The following is a 17,819-nucleotide window of genomic DNA, read 5'->3' as shown; positions in this document are numbered from 1 at the left end:
GTGCTTCAGATAATGCTGCTACTGCTTAACTTGTGCCACTTAGTAAGAGCGATCGCGAAGTCTTCATCAGTTTTCTAGCCACCAGCCACCAGCCACTAGTCACTGATAACTGCTCACTGGTAACTGGTCATTGGTAGCTGATAAATGCTCGATGTTGGTTCCCAACAACTTGAGAAATTCTGCTAACCAGTTAGGATGAGCGAGCCATGCGGGTGCTGTAACCAAGTTACCATCCACCATCGCCTCGTCTGGAGGAATGTGAACGTATAAACCGCCAGTTTTCATCACGTCGGGTCCGCAGGCTGGGTATGCAGTGCAACTCTTACCTTGTAATACATCGGCTGCTGCTAGGACTTGTAAGCCGTGACAAATTGCTGCAATTGGTTTGTTGGTTTGGGCAAAGTGGCGTGCAATATCCAAAACTTTTTGATTTAGACGGATGTATTCTGGCGCTCTACCGCCTGGTATGACTAAAGCGTCGTAGTTTTCGGCTTTAACTTCATCGAAGGAGGCGTTTAAGGCAAAGTTATGTCCTGGCTTCTCACTGTAAGTTTGGTCGCCTTCAAAATCGTGTATTGCCGTGCGTACCTTTTCCCCTGCTGTTTTATCAGGACAGACAGCATGAACTGTATGTCCTACCATCTGTAGCGCCTGGAATGGAACCATGACTTCATAATTTTCTACGTAGTCACCAACCAGCATCAAAATTTTTTTCGCCGTCATTGGTTTAGTCCTCCATTATGAGTTGGTAATTGGTAATTGGTAATTGGTAATTCGTCGTCGAGCGTACCAATTTACCTCATGTGTAACTTTTTTCTTAACTTCTAACTCATTGGGGTTGGAAGATCGGAGAACTGCGACACTCTCCAAAAAATCTCCGTTATCAACAGGAGTTGGGGGGATCTTCTATAGCGTTGTTTTAAAAAAATGTTATCATTTGACATTTATCATTTGCGATTTGTCAGATCGTTTTGGTGGTGAACTAGAAGGTATTTGCTGTCGCTCGCTAGCGACAACCAACTACCAACTACCAATTACCAATTACCATTATCAATTTTTTACTACAATAAACTAGGTGACAGTGCATCTGTACTGTTATTTCCAGATCGAGGGTGTGACGCAGCAGTATAAATGATTCCAGTCCAACTTATACTTAAAAACTTCCTCAGTTATCGCGAGACGACTCTTGATTTTAGCGGGCTACATATTGCCTGTATATGTGGCTCGAATGGGGCGGGTAAATCATCTCTACTCGAAGCGATTACCTGGGCGGTTTGGGGTCAGAGTCGTGCTGTAGCGGAAGATGATATCATTCATGCCGGAGCAAAAGAAGTACGGGTTGATTTTCTGTTTTACAGCGATCGCCACAAATATCGCGTGATTCGTACCCGTTACCGAGGACAAAGCAGTTCCCTAGAGTTTCAAGTCGAAACGCCACAAGGCTTTCGCTCGCTAACTGAAAAGGGAGTCCGAGCCACTCAGTCATTAATTTTAGAACACGTTAAGCTGGACTACGAAACATTTATTAACTCTGCTTACTTGCGTCAGGGACGAGCTGATGAATTCATGCTCAAGCGCCCCAACGAACGTAAAGAAATTTTGGCGGAGTTACTGAAACTGCGTCGTTATGACGAACTAGAGGAACGGGCAAAAGATCTGTCGAAATCTTTTCGCGCTCAAGCCGATCAATTAGAACAGGCTTTGCAATCGCTTGCCACCCAACTACAACAACAAGAAGCGATCGCCACTCATTTAGCAGAAATTGAAGCTCAAGTCAACCAGTTGCAGCAGGAACAAGCTTTTGATGACATTCAACTCAAAAGCTTACAAGTCATTCGCAGCCAACAACAAAACTGGGAACAACAATTAAGTTTCCTCAAACAGCAGTCTCAAAATCTAACGGTGGATCGCGATCGCCTCCAACAAGAGCATTTAGCGATCGAGTCTCAACTGGCAGCTGTAGCAGAGATTTTAAATCGAGAGCCGGAAATTCAAGCCGGATACCAACACTATCAAGATCTCTTAGGGCAGGAAGAAGAATTCAGCACTAAATTTCAGGAATACAGCCACGCCCAACAACAGCACACTCGATTACAGCAACAACTCGTACAGCAAGTCAACGAACTTCAGCGCCAATTACAACGTGCTGAAGGTCAGCTAGTTATTTTACAACAGCAAGAACAGGAAACTCAACAAGCTCTGAGCAAATCGGCGGAAGTAGAAGCAGGAGTCTTACAACTCGCCGCCGCCCGCGATCGCTTGGCAAATTTAGATCGGCTGCAACTCCAAGTTTCTCCTTTGATCCAGCGGCGTAATACCCTGCAAGCTCAAATTGATAAAGTCCAAGCGCGGTTAACTGCCAAACTAGAAGAACTGGAAACGCAACAAATTACCTTGAGCCAGCAGCAATCGACTCAGTCACAGCTACAACAAACCGCAACAGAAGTAGCAGTCCAAATCGAGCAGCTAGAGAAAGATAAAGTCTATATCGAACGGGTACGGGAAAAAGGACAGGAACGCCGCCATTTTTTAGAACGCCTGCAAGAGCAACAACGAGAATTTGAAAAGCAATTAGGAGAAGTCGAGCAAAAAATTCAGATGCTCTCCGTACCAGATGCGGTGTGTCCCTTGTGCGAGCGTCCTTTGGACGAACATCATTGGAATCGCGTCGTAGACAAAACTAAAGAACAGAAAAGGGATACTGAAGAACAATTTATAGTTGTCCGAGAACAGTTGGTAGTCACGGAAACTGAAATTCAAGAACTGCGACGACGATATCGGGAAGTCGCGCAGAAACTCACCCAATACGATGCTTTACGAGAGCAACGGGGACAAGTCATCGCGCAACTATCTGCTAGCGATGAGTTGCAAAGTCGCTTAGAACAAATTGCAGCAGAAAAACAACACCTAGAGCGATCGCTAGCCCAGGGAGACTACGCCGCCGATTTACAGGCAGAATTAAACGAACTCAATTCTCAACTTCAGCGACTCAACTACAGCGAAGAAAGCCATGCTTTAGCGCGGAGTGAGGTCGATAAATTGCGATGGGCAGAAGTGCGACAGGCACAAATTAAAGATGCTCAAAAGCGACAGGCACAAATTATCGCCCGACAACCGGAGATGAGAACGCAAATTGACGATTTGTCTCAGCAAATCGAGCAATACCAAGTTGAGTCTGAATGTGCCAAACAAATAGCCGCGATCGCCGCTCGGATTGACGAAATCGGTTACGATCCGGATCGACACAGCGCCCTCAGAACGGCAATTCGACAAGCCCAAGTGTGGCAATTGAGCTATCAACAACTACTCTCAGCTCAAGAACAGTATCCTCAACTAGAGCAGCGATCGCGCGATTTAGCTGAAGCCGTACAAGCTAGAACTGCCGAACGCCAAGTTCTTGCGGTTCAAATTGAAGAAGTGATTCAAAAGTTAGAACAGTCTCCCAATACCACAACTGAAATTCAAACTCTAGAATCACAATTGGCGTTTCGTCGCCGCCAACTCGACGATTGCCTCAGTCAGTTAGGACGCTTGCAGCAGCAGTCTCAGCAATTAGCCGCGATGCAAGCTCAGCAGGAACAACAGCAGCAACAACTCCAAGTTGCTCGTCGGCAACAGCGAGTTTATCAAGAATTAGGGCAGGCGTTTGGCAAAAACGGCATTCAAGCGCTGATGATTGAAAATCTGCTGCCTCAACTGGAAGCAGAAACCAACCAATTGTTAGCGCGGCTGTCTGCCAACCAGTTACACGTCCAATTTATTACCCAAAAAACCGGACGTAGCGGACGCGCAGCGAAAAAAAATGCCAAAACGATCGATACCTTAGATATTTTAATTGCCGATGCACGGGGAACCAGACCTTACGAAACCTACTCTGGCGGCGAGGCATTTCGGATCAATTTTGCCATTAGACTAGCCCTGGCGAGATTGTTAGCCCAAAGAGCAGGAGCATCTTTACAATTATTGATTGTTGATGAGGGGTTCGGCACGCAAGACCAAGAAGGGTGCGATCGCCTAATTGCCGCAGTCAACGCGATCGCTGCTGACTTTTCTTGCATTCTGGCAGTGACGCACATGCCCTATTTCAAAGAAGCTTTCCAAGCCCGGATCGAAGTCGTCAAGACTCAAAATGGTTCTCAACTGAGTTTGTCTATGTAAGGGAACAGGGGAAAGAGAGCTGAGGGAGCTGAGGGAGCTGAGGAAGCTGAGGGAGAAAAACAACCATCAACTAACAACCAACAACCAACAACTAACAACCAACAACTAACAACTAATCATAATCTACGGTTATCTTATCGGGATACGTTGCTTTAAATTAGAGTGTCTGATAAGATAATGCTCATAGCGAGTCAGCTGTAGCACATCTAATTTGCACCATGCAGTGAGCTAAACTTGAGCGTGTTGTAGCTTTCAGCCTTTTGCCTTTTAACTTTTGACTTTTTACTACCATCATCTTATGAGCGGGCTAGGACAATTACAAGACTGGGTAGCAAGTACTGATGAAACTATCGGTAAAAACGCGATCGGCAATGCCTATTTGAGTCAGCAACAGCAACGCGAACCGATGTTTTACTATTTTGCTTACGGCTCTTGTATGTGTCCGGTAGATTTAAAGCGATCGCTCGGTGAAAAAACACACGTGTACGCGATCGGTCCTGCGACTCTCAAAGGCTACAGATTGGGCTTTTATTCCTATTCTCCGTTACGAAACTCTGGTGTATTGGATGTCGTCCCCGATAAAACAGCTAGCGTGGAAGGGGTATTGTACATGCTACCAAAACGCCTGAGCCAAGCCCTCGATCGCCGTGAGGGAGTCGCTGAAAATTGGTATCGTCACGAAAGAATCAGCGTCCACAGCCGAGAACGTCTGTACAAAGGCGTGCGGACATACGTTGTCGTGAATAAACTAGCAACAGAAATGCCCCCTAACGACTGGTATTTTGATGTAGTCCTTAGAGGTGCAGTAACTTGCGGCTTGTCAGAAAAATATTGCTGGCAATTGTTCGATCGCATGTACCAGTTGCAAAGGCAAGCGGTAATTGGTAATTGGTAATTGGTAATTGGTAATTGGTAATTCGGAATGACCCTTGTATGGGCGGGTTTTGAACCAAGATTTATTGTCAAAACCTGTGAACCTTTTGCTAAACCCGCCCCTACAACTCCTGCTCCCTGATTACTGATAACTGCTCACTGGTAACTGGTTACTGGTCGCTGGTTTGCCTGTCTCAATTGGCAAAGATGGATCGCGAGACCATTCATTCCATGAAGCAAAATAGTTTCTCACGTTTTTAATCCCCGCTTCTTGAAGGGCGATTAAGGTGTTGGAGGCGCGAGAGCCTTTGAAACAGTAGACATACACCGTTGATTCTGGAGTAATGCCCACCTTCTCACACATCGCTAAAACTTCTTCTTTGGAACGGAGTGTAGGAATTTCAGTATTGGGAACCATGAAGTCATACCACTCAATCCAAACCGCACCGGGAATCCTACCTTTGCGGGGACAGAAATCTACACCATAAGGGGAAGAACTATCACCCATCCACTCATCGCGATCGCGCACGTCTAACTTGATAATGGCTGGGTCGTCCAAAGACTGCAACATCTGTTCTGTAGTCACCATAATTGCCGGATCGATGTCCATCACAAACGTTGTTGGTTCTGGTGTAGGAACTTCCGCAGTTGTCGGTAACCCCATCTTCAACCAAGCTTGATAACCGCCATGCAATACGGATACTTGCTGACAACCAAAATACTTCAGCAGAAAGTATCCTCGACAAGATTGTCCAAAGCCTTTATTCATCGCCTCTTCGTAGATGACAATCTTTTCTCTACCTGAAATACCAGCTACGCCTAAAAGTTTGGCAAATTCCGCGTGCAGGCTATTCAATCCTTCAGGTGTAGAGGCAGCTAAATAAGTAAAAATCTCGCGAATATTGACTGCGCCAGGAATATGGGCAATTGCGTACTCTTCTGGAGCGCGAGTGTCAACGATCGCTATTGACTCCTGCTGCACTAAAGTCGCAAGTTCTTCTGGGGAAATCAGCGGTTTCATTGTTTTGCCTTATTCCTTTTTGATTTGGACAATCTTACGGACTCACTCTGAAGCATCGCAGTCAGGTGAAATGGGCAAGCGGGGCTTAAAAGACAGCACCCGCACCCAGTAACTAATGCATTCCACCAAGACTGGTGCTATTAAATAGAACGTTCTATCCACTAACTAGTATTAAGGTAGCTAGCACAAATAAAAAGTGTCTCACTATACCAGTTGGCTTATATCTTTAGAGATAGGCATTCATTTTACGTAGAACAAAAGAAAGTTAAGTATAAATGTTTTTATGTAATTTTTAAATATCAATAACTAACATAGGAGCTTGCAGCCACTCCAGCAAAAAATTTTGTATAAAAAGTTTCCCAATAGAGAGAATTTAGACGAAGAGTACAAGAGATATTATGAATGCAAGCAAAAAGTTTAAGTAACAGTTATCAGTTATTGTAGGGGCGGGTTTAGCTAACAGATTAACCATTAAAACAGTAGTTCGAGAGTCAAAACCCGCCCGTACAGTTATCAGTCAACCATCAACCGATCGCTCATAATTATTTCTTATTGTTCAAATCGGCAGGATTGATATTTATTAAAGGTAGACTACTGTTACCGCTCATAACTGTAGGGAAACGCCCATCCCATTTTTCAATCGCTTGTTTTTGCAGTATTTCTGGAGTCAAAGTAAGTCGCTGCAATCTTTGCGCTTCTGCTTGTCCTTTAGCACGGTTAACTTCTGCTTGCGCTTCTTTTGTCGCTTTTAAAGCAACAAAATCTGCTTGCTTGGCTTCCTGTTCGGCAATTTGTTTTGACTCAATAGCTTTGCTAAACTCTGGCGAGAAGGAAAAATTCACTAGAGAAACGTCGTCTACCATGACTCCATAATCTCCCAGACGAGATTTTAGAGCATCGTCAATTTCTGCTTTTAAGTCTGTTCTTTTGGTAATAATTTCTTCCGCAGTTTTTTTTGCAGTTGCCGCTTTGAGAACTTCAGAGACGGCTGGAGTAACGATCCCGTCAACAATTTGTTCTTCATCTCCGACTCGTTGAAAAATCTTATTGACCTGTGTAGGATCGATGTGCCAGTTAACAGCTAGTTCTGTGGTGACTTTTTGCAAGTCTTTAGAAGCAGCATCAGCATTAAAACTGCTTTTCTGAACGCGCACGCTCAAAGTTTTAACTGTGGTAACAAAAGGTACGATCGCATGTAATCCTTCATCCAGAATTCCCTCTTGAACTTTGCCAAATTGCATCATTACGCCTCTTTGCCCTGCATTAACGATCGCAAAAGGACGAAAGATGAATGCAACAATTAATAGAACGATCCCGCCAGCAAAGGGCAAACTTGTTTTAAGATAATCGCTGTTTCTCATAAAATTAGTGGCTAGTGGCTAGTGGCTAGTGGTTAGGTGAAAAGTCAAGTCGCTGTCTACTTGTTCATTCAGTTATTCAATACCAATTATTCATTATTAATCCGTACTGTTTGGTTTTAATTGTATTAAGCGCTCAAATAATAGAATTTGGGGAAAATTGCTAAAAATCTTAAGATAAGCATCTTCCTGAGTTATTGATAACTGGTTGCTGATAACTGATAACTTTGTAGAGACGTTACATATAACGTCTCTACACTGATAAGTGATAACTGACAACTGACAACTGATTCATGAAAATTAACCAACGCCATACTTGGACTTTAACTACAGCAGAAGCGATCGCAATTCAAGAAAAATTACGAGGTGAAATTATTACTACAGATAAAATTCCGACACCAGTACAGTATGTTGCAGGTGTAGATATGGGTTTTGAGGCAAATGGTACGATAAGTCGAGCTGCAGTTGCCGTGCTAAGTTTTCCCAGTCTGCAACTCCAAGAAACAGCGATCGCGCGTCGTCCGACAAGTTTTCCCTATATCCCAGGATTCTTATCATTTCGGGAAGTTCCTGCCGTTCTTGATGCTCTGGAAAAAATTAACATTACGCCCGATATAATTTTGTGTGACGGTCAGGGAATTGCTCATCCGCGTCGATTTGGAATCGCTTGTCATTTAGGGTTAATTGTGGATATACCAACTATAGGTGTGGCAAAGTCTCTACTGATTGGTAAACATCAAGAAGTCCCAGAAGCACGAGGTAGTTGGCAACTATTAACCGATAAAGGAGAAACTATTGGTGCAGTACTTAGAACCAGAACTGGGACAAAACCACTCTATATTTCTAGCGGGCATCGAGTCAGCTTAACCACTGCGATCGATTATGTTTTGCAATGTACGCCAAAATATCGTCTGCCAGAAACTACCCGCATTGCAGATAAATTAGCTTCGTCAAAGTGAAAATAAGGCAGAGGACAGATGACAGGGGCAGAAGGAATGCGTACTTTGGAGTTTAACTGCGATCGCTGACTCGGTAACAATATGGACGCTCTGCTGCTGGATAAGATCGACTAATGCTAGGTACACTGCTAGACGGGCGCTACAGCATTATTAGCCAATTGGGACGCGGCTACTATGGGGAAACCTACCTTGCTGAAGACCTGCGCAGAATGAAAAGACAGTGCGTGGTGAAACGGTTGAAACCAGCAAGCAACGATCCAAATACATTACGAGAAGCAAAGCTATTATTTGATTCTGAAGCTAGAGTTTTAGAAAGTTTGGGAAGAAGACACGAGAAAACTCCAGACTTACTCGATTATTTTATTGAAAACGAAGAATTTTATTTAGTACAGGAACTCGTTGAAGGTTATCCCTTAAGTACGTTACTGGCAGACGGTCAGCAGCTACCAGAAGCAGAGGTATTCAATCTGCTTGTAGATGTACTAGAAATTTTGAATTTTGTCCACCAGAGTCAAGTCATTCATCGAGATATCAAACCCAGTAATATCATTCGACGACACAAAGATGGGAAATCGATCTTAATTGACTTTGGGGCAGTTAAGCAAGTTAATACTCAGATAGTTGTTGGAAACGGACAAGTTACTTTCACGCGCGCGATCGGCACACCGGGATATATGCCTATCGAGCAAGCCAGAGGCAGACCGCGTTATGCTAGCGATATTTATGCGCTGGGAATGTCGGCAATTCAAGCTTTGACTGGAGTAGCGCCAAGCGAATTAAGCGAAGATGCAGATGGGGAAGTTATCTGGCGCGATCGCGCCCAAGTTTCACCTCACCTAGCAGCAATTTTAGACAAGATGGTGCGTTCCCAAATAAGCGATCGCTACCAATCAGCAGACAAAGTACTATACGACTTACAACAACTTCAACGCTTTAGTTCTACTCCTACCCGCAGGCGATCGCTACCACCAATTAGATTACATCCGCGCAATCTCAGTGCTTTAGTTGCAGGTGGTGCAACTCTTCTACTTTTTTTGCTTGGAACTCAAATCTATGCCTACAGTCGATTTGGAGTATTTCCAGCCGATGTATTTGCGGTGATGCGGAGTTTACCGAGCAGCTTGCTACTAGAAAGATCGGCAGGTGGGCGCTCAGTTGATGCTCACCGCGCTCCTCTGAGTGTAAACGCGCCGATTTTTAGTAACTATAATTGTGTCACTTTCAGCTCTGATGGGCAAACGTTTGCTACTGGTAGCGGTGATGGGTCAATTAAGATTTGGGATTTTAATACGGGCAAACTACAGCGTCTTTTAACCGGACATTCAGGTCACGTCCATTCCCTAACGATGAGTCCAGATGGAGAAATTCTTGCTAGTGGGAGTGGCGATCGCACGATCAAGTTGTGGAATCCTCACACGGGTAAACTGATCCAAACTCTCAGTGGCGGATTAAACCATGTTAATTCAGTGGCGATCGCGACCGACGGACAAACTTTGGCAAGTGGGAGCAATGACGGAATTGTCAAGCTGTGGAATTTGAATACAGGTCAATTGCGACATAACCTCAACGGACATTCCGGCGATGTCAATGCTGTTGCCATCAGCCGCGATGGACAAATTCTTGCCACTGGTAGCAGCGACGAGACGATTAAGTTGTGGAATCTGGATACAGGCAAGTTAATTCGGACTATCAGTGGTGCTGGAAATGTGTTTTCCCTAGCTACGAGCAACAACGGACAAATTGCTAGTGGCAGTAGTGATGGGACAATTAAACTGTGGAATCTGAATACGGGTCAGCTCGTTCGTACCTTGAGCAGCGATCGCAGCGTAGTCACTTCTGTTGCGATCGGCTCTGATGGTAAAACACTGGCAAGTAACAGTAGCGATCGCGTTGTCAAGCTGTGGAATCTGGAGACAGGCAAGTTACGCCACACCTTAATCGGCTACGTGACAGGAAATGCAGACTATTTTAATGCCGTCGCCTTCAGTCCCAGGGGACAAACATTAGTTAGCGGGACTGGTAATGGCACAATTGATGTTTGGCGCGTACCGCAGCAGTAGCCGATCCCCCAACCCCCTTAAAAAGGGGGCATTCATTCCCCCTTCAAAAGGGGGGCTAGGGGGGATCGAGATCTCAATTTTCAAGCGCGTAACTCCAAAATTGGAGATTAGACTAGTTTCCGGTGCAAAACATGAGAAAGTATCAGTGAAAAAATTAGTGTAGCTCTGCATATTGTTAATAAGATTTTGTGAATGAATTCATTTCGAGAAGATTAATAAATATTTCAATAGTTGAATATAGCAATCCTAAATAGGATGTATGGATAACCATACATCCTATTTAGGATTGCTATAGTTTTGTATAAACATCGTTCTAATCCAAAGCATATGTGTGAGAACACTTATACGTCCTTCTATCCCGTTATGCCAGCGGCGACCTTTCTGAAAATTTCTCTTTCTTTCAAAATTATCTCTTTCTTTACTCTTATAGCCTCCCTTGGGGAGGATTACTTGTTTGACTCCTAATTTTTGAGCATAGTTTTCATTTGGGTGAGAATAAACTCCTCGGTCGGCGCTTGCTTGCTTGGGTGGACGACCAAAAATTTGTAGATGTTGGTCAAGGCTCTCAACCCACTGTTGCGTATCGTGAGGATTACCTTTGAGAACTCGATAATTACTGATTAGCCCTCCATCAACTTCATCTAACCAAACTTTATGTCCAAATTCTGTTGATAAATTAGGTTTTCCTCGACAGATAATGTCAGTATGAGCTTCAAAGATACTCACGAGTTTTTCATGAGCCGAAACTCTTTCTTGACGTAAAACACGGCGAGATGACTGAGCAATAACTTGTGTGACGCGAGGAATAAAAATAGCTAAAGCTCGACCAACTTTTGCCGCTTTTAAATCGGTTGAATCCTTGAGAAGAACCTGTACCTTTTGAGCTTGTTTAAGACTAGCTTGAGTTACTTCAAGTAATCGGCGATAAGCTTGTTCTCTATTTTGACGACCCCACTGGCTTCGAGCTTGAGATAGACTATCAATATTGCGAGAAATTTTTCTAGCTGTCCGGTAACGGTTTTGGAATAATCGAGGATGAATTTTTGAGTTTGAACTCAGAATTTCTTTAGCCTTGTACAACAGACGGCTCATAACTCTCACCCCATCTACTAATAAGCTATTATCAGAAGGAAAGTGAATATTTGTGGCTCCTACTGTTCCGTCTGTTCTCATCTTTTGTGCTTTAGTTAATTGCAGCTCGATAGCCATTTGCGTCAGTCGTTGATTCAGTTTCTTCAAAATTGTTTCACTTATTTGATTCGACCAACGAAAAGCGCGTACTCTTGTTCGGTAGTGGCTGAAAATATACTCGGCAGAATTGTCTTAGAACTAAACTTTCACTTACGTTTTTGATGGTCTTTTCGTAACTCAGGCAGCGTAAGTGTTTCAGAACTATCATCCGTAGTATAACTTCTACAGGAGTTGAATTTCTGCCGGTTTTGGTTGCATGAGAAGAACGCGAGAGATAAGTCAGCTTCAACTAACTCTAATAGGTTCTCATCATCGAGAATCTGGTCAATCTCAACCATTTCAGCATCCATCTTTCCAGTTAATTGCAGCAGAGTTCTAAATTTTTGCTCGATATGATATTTCTTTCGTAACACCTCTCACCAGCCCAACTCGGATTGAGTACCTAAAAGTTCTATCTCAATCACTGTAAGACTTTTAAGTTTCGCACCGGAAACTAGTCTAAACTCCAGTTCCTAGCAAACAGGTCAGAAAAACCACATTTATCGATTTTGGCGCAATGTTTTGCTGAGCAAATGCATTAAACCAAAGTGTATAAATTGCGATCGAACCAGCAGCACCTAATGCTAAAAGGTAGCCTGCTAGAGTTGCCCAAGAGACAGCGCGATCGGTAGATAGCTGAGGCAGCACGATCGCACTGGCTCCAGCCATAGCCAGCAGCATTCCAAAGCCTTCATTTCGTTTAACGTGTAAGCGCACAACATATTTGTAGGCAATAATAAACAAGGGTGAGGTTGTGAATAATAATGTCACTTCTCCCACAGGTGCTAGCTGAAATGCCGTCGTGCCTAAGACATAACCTCCAATAGCTGGCAAACTCAGCCACCAGATCGTTGAAGTGCGAAGGGAGCGAATCAGATCGTGTCGGACACTCGGCGCTAGAAAAAGGATCGGCAGCATTGCAACAGTGGCAACCAGAAAGCGACCTGCCAAAACTGCAAAAGCAGACCATCCTGGAAGCCAGCGGACAAATACACCTACCATACCCCAAGTAGCTGCGGCACATAGAGCCGCCATTAAGCCTTGGGTGTTTAGTGTGGGTTGAGTCATCTAGATTTCATATCCTTGACTTTTCCCTGTTCTCTATTCATCAAAGATTTCGAGTCAATTCGGAAGTATCAAACTGCATCTTTTATTTTTTCTTTAATGCCTTTTTCACCAATTCAGCAATTTGCGAGGGGCGTTCTGCAACTGGAACTTTTGCCGCTTTGAAAGCTTCTAACTTGCTTTTTGCCGTACCGACATTATCTCCTCTGCCAACCACGGCTGCTAGCGTCCCAGTATGCCCCCAGTGTTTGCCAGCTGGCGCATGACAACCAGCAATGTAGGCTATAACTGGTTTATCGATCGCCTCGGCAATGTAACGCGCCGCAGCTTCTTCGCTATTTCCCCCAGGTTCCCCGACTAAAACGATCGCTTCTGTAGTATCGTCTTCATCGAAAATTTGCAGCCATTGTAGAAAAGAAGAACCAATAATTGCATCACTGCCAATACTGACAGCAATTGACTGCCCTAACCCGGCTTTAGTCAATCCCAAGGCAATTTCGTAAGTCAGAGTCGTGCTGCGACTGACAATACCAATCGAACCTGGAGTATAAAATTCACTGGCATGGGTTCCCAAAAGTAATTTGCCAGGAATGATAATACCCGGACTGTTTGGTCCTACAATTATGGTTTCGTTTGCCTCTGCTTTACGCAACAAGCGCACCATATCCAAAGGAGGTACGCCAGCAGAGATGATAATAATTTGTTTTATCCCAGAAGCGATCGCCTCTAACGCAGCATCTAAAGCTTGATAGGGAGGGACGAAAATAATCGTCGTATCGATCGCCCCAACTGCCGCTACTGCCTGTTCGACCAAATCGAACACGGGTAAATCGTCAATAGATGTCGTTTGACCAGGACTAACTGCGGCAACAATCTGCGTCCCGTAGGCTTGCATACGAGCAATGTAGGGCGACCAGAGCGATGCTGTCATGCCCTGAATTAAAACTTTACTATCAGGCTTTAATTTCATCACTCACTTCTTTTAGGCAACGAACTTTTCGCAACACGGACGGCTTGGGCGATCGCTTCGTCTAAATCTTCCATTGAAGAGACTTGTACCGCATCTAGCTTTGCTTTGGCATCTGCTAAATCCGTTCCTGCCAAGCGCACGACTAGTTTAGGGTATTGGGCATGAGAACGAGTTTTGTGCGTCTTATTGTCGTGCTGTTGTACGAAAGTCGCGATCGCCTCAGCCACTTCTACAGTTGTCGGCACGCTACAAAGAATATTAACTAAGATCGCGTGGATAGATTTATCTTGAGCAATCAATTCTAGACCTTGGACGACGCGATCGCAAAAATTCAACCCCCCATTTGCGCCAATTCTTCCATGTCCCACATTTAAGCAAACAGATGGTTTGCGGTGACTGGCTGTGGCGATCAAATCTAAAGTTGCCATCAATAACCCCGCGCCATTGCCCAAAATTGCAATATTTCCCGACTTATCTACCTCATTCCACTTGCCAACTTGAGCGACTGATGGATAACCGTTAGGACGGCTAGCTTTTTTTTCTGCCATCATCAAAATATCGGGATGGCGGGCGATCGCTTGGTCGTTGACAGTAACTTTACCATCCAATGCCATTAACTCCCCAGTCGAACTGACCCCTAAAGGATTGATTTCGATCAAATCCAAATCTTTCTGCACGAATAAACCGTACATTTTTTCCACGATAGCGCTGACCGATGCCAGTGCATCTCCCTGCAAGCCCATTTTGACTGCTAATCGGCGGGCATAAAAGGGTGAAAAATCTCGTTCGACTATGACTTGTTGTAAAGCTTCTGGATTGGATTCAACATCGACTCCCCCTTGCGTAGAACCCAGAAGCAACGGACGGCGAGCAACTGCATCGATAACTATGGCTAGGTAAAACTCGCGATCGGAGTTGTATTTTGCCTCCGCTAGTAAAACTTCAGGAAATTCCCCTAAAATTGGTAAATTGAAGATCGTTTGTGCCGCAGCGATCGCGTCGATCGTATTCGTGACGATCTTTACTCCCCCAGCTTTTCCCCTACCTCCCGTCCGCACTTGCGATTTGAGTACTACTGGATAGGGAATCTTCAACCCCTTCAAATCGCGGGGACGATCGATTCTTTGGGAAGGTAAAACTGGAATACCAATCTCGCGAAACCATTCTTTAGCTTGATACTCTAGTAGATCCATTTTTTGATGGTAATAGGTAATAGGTAATGGGTAATGGGTCAGGAGGGATTAGGATTTAGCACTAAGGGATTAGGGTAGCGATCGAGAACTACCAACTACCAACTACCAATTACCAATTACCAATTCATTTATACTTCATCCTTCAAGCCTAAACGATGCTTTTGCCAATCTTGCGCTACGAGGTTAATGCCATAAAATCGCTGCCAAAAGCGATCGACAACTTTAGTTGATAAAACTTTCGTCATCATAAACACCAAAAAATTTCCCCCTGTTGCTGCAATATAGCGCGGGCGGGGATGAGAATCTGTCAGTGCTTTAACAATTGCTTCTGCAACTCGTTCGGCACTCCAAGCACGGCTACTCGTGTGTTTCTCTAAATCTTTTAATTTTTCAAAAGCAGCGCGATAGGGGGTGCGTTCGGGAGTGGCTACGGTTGATTCTACAGCTTGGGCGGCGGCGGCAAAAAAATCCGTGCTGACTGGACCTGGTTCGATGACGCTGACTTTAATATTGAATGGTGCTAGTTCCATGCGCAAAGCATCGCTGAGTCCTTCGAGGGCAAATTTTGAACCACTATACAAACCGCCAAACGGGAAAGCCATCCTGCCACCCAGCGAACTAATATTGATAATTCTGCCACCACCGCGATCGCGCATCAGCGGAATTAAGCTGCGGATCAGCGCTAAGGGTGCTAGCACGTTGATTTGAAATTGTCTGGCAGCAGCTTCGTGGGGAATGAGTTCTATGGGTCCCATCTGTCCGTAGCCAGCATTATTAACTAAAGCATCAACGCGACCGAATTTTGCGATCGCGGCTTGGGCTAGGGCTTCAACTTGGTCAGTCTGTGCTAAATCTGTGGGAACGATGAGAACTTCTGCCCCTAATTGCCGACAGTGACTAGCGACCTTTTCCAACTTGTCTGCATCTCTAGCTGCCAAGACTAAGCGAATCGTCTTAAATCGTTCTGCTAAAATTTTTGCCAGTGCTGCCCCAATGCCAGTAGAAGCACCAGTAATTAATACAACTTGTTCGGATAAAGAAAGCATTTTTAGTCAATTTAACGAGCAACAATTAGGGCGAGACAGACAATCCTACCCTATGTTCTGCAAAGATTTTAAAGCGACGAGGGCAAACTTGTCTTATATCTGAGGAGACACAATTAAGAGAGCTGAGGGGGCTGAGGGGGCTGAGGGAGCTGAGGGAGAGTCGCGAAGTTGAGGGAGCGACAACCAACAACCAACAACCAAAAACAAATTTCCCACACCCCATACCCCACACCCTACACCCCTTCTTCACGCACCACTCACCACTATCCTTTCACAGTTTCTCGTGCCAAGAACTTTTCTAGTTCCGTCAGCGCGTCAGCATCAACTTTTGTTTGCATCGGGCAGAATTTGGGACCGCACATCGAGCAGAATTCAGCAGTTTTATAAATATCTGCTGGCAGGGTTTCGTCGTGATATTCCTTTGCCCTGTCTGGATCGAGGGATAATTCAAACTGACGATTCCAGTCGAAATTGTAACGGGCGGTTGAAAGCTCGTCATCCCTATCTCTAGCACCGATGCGGTGTCTTGCCACGTCCGCAGCGTGGGCGGCGATTTTGTAGGCAATCAAACCATTCCGCACGTCTTCCGCATCGGGTAAGCCCAAATGTTCTTTAGGTGTGACATAGCATAACATTGCCGTACCATACCAACCTGCCATTGCTGCCCCGATCGCAGAAGTGATATGGTCGTAGCCTGGGGCAATATCCGTTACCAATGGTCCCAGCACGTAAAAAGGTGCTTCCGAACACTCTTCCATCTGCTTGCGGACGTTAAATTCAATTTGATCCATCGGGACGTGTCCTGGTCCTTCTACCATGACTTGGACATCGTGTTCCCAGGCTTTACGAGTCAGTTGTCCCAAAGTTTTTAATTCTGCTAACTGTGCCTCGTCGGATGCATCGTGGAGACAGCCAGGGCGTAGAGAGTCACCTAAACTAAAGGACACGTCGTATTTCTTAAAAATCTCGATAATGTCGCGCAAGTGCGTGTACAGCGGATTTTGTTTGTGATGGTGCAACATCCACCGCGCTAAAATACCTCCACCACGGGAGACAATTCCGGTAATTCGGTTTTTGACTAATGGCAAATGCTCGATTAAAATCCCAGCATGAATTGTCATATAGTCTACACCTTGCTGGGCGTGTTTCTCGATGATGTGGAGAAAATCTTCCGCAGTGAGCTTTTCAATACTACCATGGACGCTTTCTAAAGCTTGATAGACTGGTACAGTGCCAATTGGCACCGGAGAAGCGTTAATAATTGCAGTGCGAATTTCATCTAAGTTACCGCCGCCTGTGGATAAGTCCATGACGGTATCGGCTCCATATTTTACCGCTAGATTGAGCTTGGCAACTTCTTCATCTAGGTTGGAAGAGTTGGGTGAAGCACCAAGATTAGCATTCACCTTACATTTGGAGGCGATGCCAATACACATCGGTTCCAAATTGGGATGATTGATATTGGCAGGGATAATCATGCGTCCCCGCGCTACTTCATCTCGAATCAACTCCACCGGTAAATTCTCCCGTCGGGCGACATGATGCATTTCTTCGGTTATTACACCTTTACGGGCAAAGTGCATTTGAGACACGTTATCTTGCCCGCGACGCTTCGCGATCCATTCTGTACGCATTTCGAGTTCCTCGCATAAACAGCTTCCCTCCGCTGGTATTACCCAGTCTCAGGTTCTAAGGGACTGTCTCAGCCTGGTTTCCCAGACACCCCTAGCTATGGTTGTCGATTGTATCACTTCTACCCAGCCGCAGTTTGTTAATTTTTGAGTTAATTAATTTTTTCTATGTATGCAAGCTAAATGATTGTTGGAGTAAGGCGAAAGCTCGTAAAAATAAGATGTGGCGGGAAAAATATACTGTCTATTTCCGAA

At 44.8% G+C, this 17,819-nt stretch carries 12 protein-coding genes, 1 pseudogene and 1 riboswitch; of the genes and pseudogenes, 4 read left to right on the top strand and 9 right to left on the bottom strand.

Annotated elements, in window-relative coordinates:
- Positions 1-99 precede the first annotated feature (99 nt).
- Positions 100-723 carry a DJ-1/PfpI family protein gene (locus tag DSM107010_RS05280; protein WP_106170146.1) on the bottom strand — a complete coding sequence of 208 codons (624 nt, stop codon included), beginning with the start codon at positions 721-723 and terminating at the stop codon, positions 100-102.
- A gap of 408 nt (positions 724-1,131) precedes the next feature.
- Between DSM107010_RS05280 and sbcC the strand changes: the two genes are divergently transcribed.
- Positions 1,132-4,158 (top strand): exonuclease subunit SbcC, encoded by a 3,027-nt coding sequence (gene sbcC / locus DSM107010_RS05275; RefSeq protein ID WP_127022511.1) that lies wholly within the window; start codon positions 1,132-1,134, stop codon positions 4,156-4,158.
- Positions 4,159-4,456: 298 nt separating this feature from the next.
- Positions 4,457-5,053 (top strand): gamma-glutamylcyclotransferase, encoded by a 597-nt coding sequence (locus DSM107010_RS05270; RefSeq protein WP_127022508.1) that lies wholly within the window; start codon positions 4,457-4,459, stop codon positions 5,051-5,053.
- A 120-nt stretch (positions 5,054-5,173) separates the two neighbouring features.
- Here the strand turns inward: DSM107010_RS05270 and DSM107010_RS05265 are convergent, their stop codons facing one another.
- Both DSM107010_RS05265 and DSM107010_RS05260 read right to left on the bottom strand, forming a co-directional pair.
- Positions 5,174-6,052 (bottom strand): sulfurtransferase, encoded by an 879-nt coding sequence (locus DSM107010_RS05265; protein ID WP_127022505.1) that lies wholly within the window; start codon positions 6,050-6,052, stop codon positions 5,174-5,176.
- A gap of 542 nt (positions 6,053-6,594) precedes the next feature.
- Complete coding sequence (locus DSM107010_RS05260; RefSeq protein ID WP_106168425.1) at positions 6,595-7,413, bottom strand: prohibitin family protein; 819 nt, start codon at positions 7,411-7,413, stop codon at positions 6,595-6,597.
- A gap of 290 nt (positions 7,414-7,703) precedes the next feature.
- Here DSM107010_RS05260 and nfi point away from each other — a divergent pair, with 290 nt between their 5' ends.
- Both nfi and DSM107010_RS05250 read left to right on the top strand, forming a co-directional pair.
- Positions 7,704-8,369 (top strand): deoxyribonuclease V, encoded by a 666-nt coding sequence (gene nfi / locus DSM107010_RS05255; protein ID WP_106168424.1) that lies wholly within the window; start codon positions 7,704-7,706, stop codon positions 8,367-8,369.
- A gap of 113 nt (positions 8,370-8,482) precedes the next feature.
- Positions 8,483-10,429, top strand: coding sequence for a serine/threonine-protein kinase (locus tag DSM107010_RS05250; RefSeq protein WP_106168423.1), 1,947 nt, complete (start codon positions 8,483-8,485; stop codon positions 10,427-10,429).
- A 224-nt stretch (positions 10,430-10,653) separates the two neighbouring features.
- On the opposite strand, the pseudogene DSM107010_RS05245 reads toward DSM107010_RS05250, so the two are convergent.
- The 6 genes and pseudogenes from DSM107010_RS05245 to thiC all read right to left on the bottom strand — a co-directional run bounded on the left by DSM107010_RS05245 (position 10,654) and on the right by thiC (position 17,567).
- A pseudogene (locus tag DSM107010_RS05245) lies at positions 10,654-12,033 on the bottom strand (ISNCY family transposase).
- A gap of 85 nt (positions 12,034-12,118) precedes the next feature.
- Positions 12,119-12,727, bottom strand: coding sequence for an EamA family transporter (locus tag DSM107010_RS05235; protein ID WP_106168420.1), 609 nt, complete (start codon positions 12,725-12,727; stop codon positions 12,119-12,121).
- Positions 12,728-12,809: 82 nt separating this feature from the next.
- Positions 12,810-13,694 carry a succinate--CoA ligase subunit alpha gene (locus DSM107010_RS05230; RefSeq protein WP_015154625.1) on the bottom strand — a complete coding sequence of 295 codons (885 nt, stop codon included), beginning with the start codon at positions 13,692-13,694 and terminating at the stop codon, positions 12,810-12,812.
- Positions 13,694-14,887 carry a succinate--CoA ligase subunit beta gene (locus tag DSM107010_RS05225; protein ID WP_015154626.1) on the bottom strand — a complete coding sequence of 398 codons (1,194 nt, stop codon included), beginning with the start codon at positions 14,885-14,887 and terminating at the stop codon, positions 13,694-13,696. The genes DSM107010_RS05230 and DSM107010_RS05225 overlap by 1 nt, the downstream gene beginning before the upstream one ends.
- 128 nt (positions 14,888-15,015) lie before the next feature.
- Positions 15,016-15,933, bottom strand: a complete 918-nt coding sequence (locus DSM107010_RS05220) for an SDR family NAD(P)-dependent oxidoreductase (RefSeq protein WP_015154627.1) — start codon at positions 15,931-15,933, stop codon at positions 15,016-15,018.
- A 263-nt stretch (positions 15,934-16,196) separates the two neighbouring features.
- Positions 16,197-17,567 (bottom strand): phosphomethylpyrimidine synthase, encoded by a 1,371-nt coding sequence (thiC, locus tag DSM107010_RS05215; RefSeq protein WP_015154628.1) that lies wholly within the window; start codon positions 17,565-17,567, stop codon positions 16,197-16,199.
- A 7-nt stretch (positions 17,568-17,574) separates the two neighbouring features.
- A riboswitch (TPP riboswitch) is annotated at positions 17,575-17,670 on the bottom strand.
- Positions 17,671-17,819 lie beyond the last annotated feature (149 nt).

The organism is Chroococcidiopsis cubana SAG 39.79, assembly GCF_003991895.1.
In the GTDB taxonomy this organism is placed as follows: domain Bacteria; phylum Cyanobacteriota; class Cyanobacteriia; order Cyanobacteriales; family Chroococcidiopsidaceae; genus Chroococcidiopsis; species Chroococcidiopsis thermalis.
The sequence above is the reverse complement of the archived record's forward strand: the minus strand, read 5'-3'. Positions and strand labels throughout refer to the sequence as shown.

Bases quoted from the DNA above. Each gene is read 5' to 3' on its own strand.
- DSM107010_RS05280 (WP_106170146.1), bottom strand. From the start codon at position 723: ATGACGGCGAAAAAAATTTTGATGCTGGTTGGTGACTACGTAGAAAAT.
- sbcC (WP_127022511.1), top strand. From the start codon at position 1,132: ATGATTCCAGTCCAACTTATACTTAAAAACTTCCTCAGTTATCGCGAG.
- DSM107010_RS05270 (WP_127022508.1), top strand. From the start codon at position 4,457: ATGAGCGGGCTAGGACAATTACAAGACTGGGTAGCAAGTACTGATGAA.
- DSM107010_RS05265 (WP_127022505.1), bottom strand. From the start codon at position 6,052: ATGAAACCGCTGATTTCCCCAGAAGAACTTGCGACTTTAGTGCAGCAG.
- DSM107010_RS05260 (WP_106168425.1), bottom strand. From the start codon at position 7,413: ATGAGAAACAGCGATTATCTTAAAACAAGTTTGCCCTTTGCTGGCGGG.
- nfi (WP_106168424.1), top strand. From the start codon at position 7,704: ATGAAAATTAACCAACGCCATACTTGGACTTTAACTACAGCAGAAGCG.
- DSM107010_RS05250 (WP_106168423.1), top strand. From the start codon at position 8,483: ATGCTAGGTACACTGCTAGACGGGCGCTACAGCATTATTAGCCAATTG.
- DSM107010_RS05235 (WP_106168420.1), bottom strand. From the start codon at position 12,727: ATGACTCAACCCACACTAAACACCCAAGGCTTAATGGCGGCTCTATGT.
- DSM107010_RS05230 (WP_015154625.1), bottom strand. From the start codon at position 13,694: ATGAAATTAAAGCCTGATAGTAAAGTTTTAATTCAGGGCATGACAGCA.
- DSM107010_RS05225 (WP_015154626.1), bottom strand. From the start codon at position 14,887: ATGGATCTACTAGAGTATCAAGCTAAAGAATGGTTTCGCGAGATTGGT.
- DSM107010_RS05220 (WP_015154627.1), bottom strand. From the start codon at position 15,933: ATGCTTTCTTTATCCGAACAAGTTGTATTAATTACTGGTGCTTCTACT.
- thiC (WP_015154628.1), bottom strand. From the start codon at position 17,567: ATGCGTACAGAATGGATCGCGAAGCGTCGCGGGCAAGATAACGTGTCT.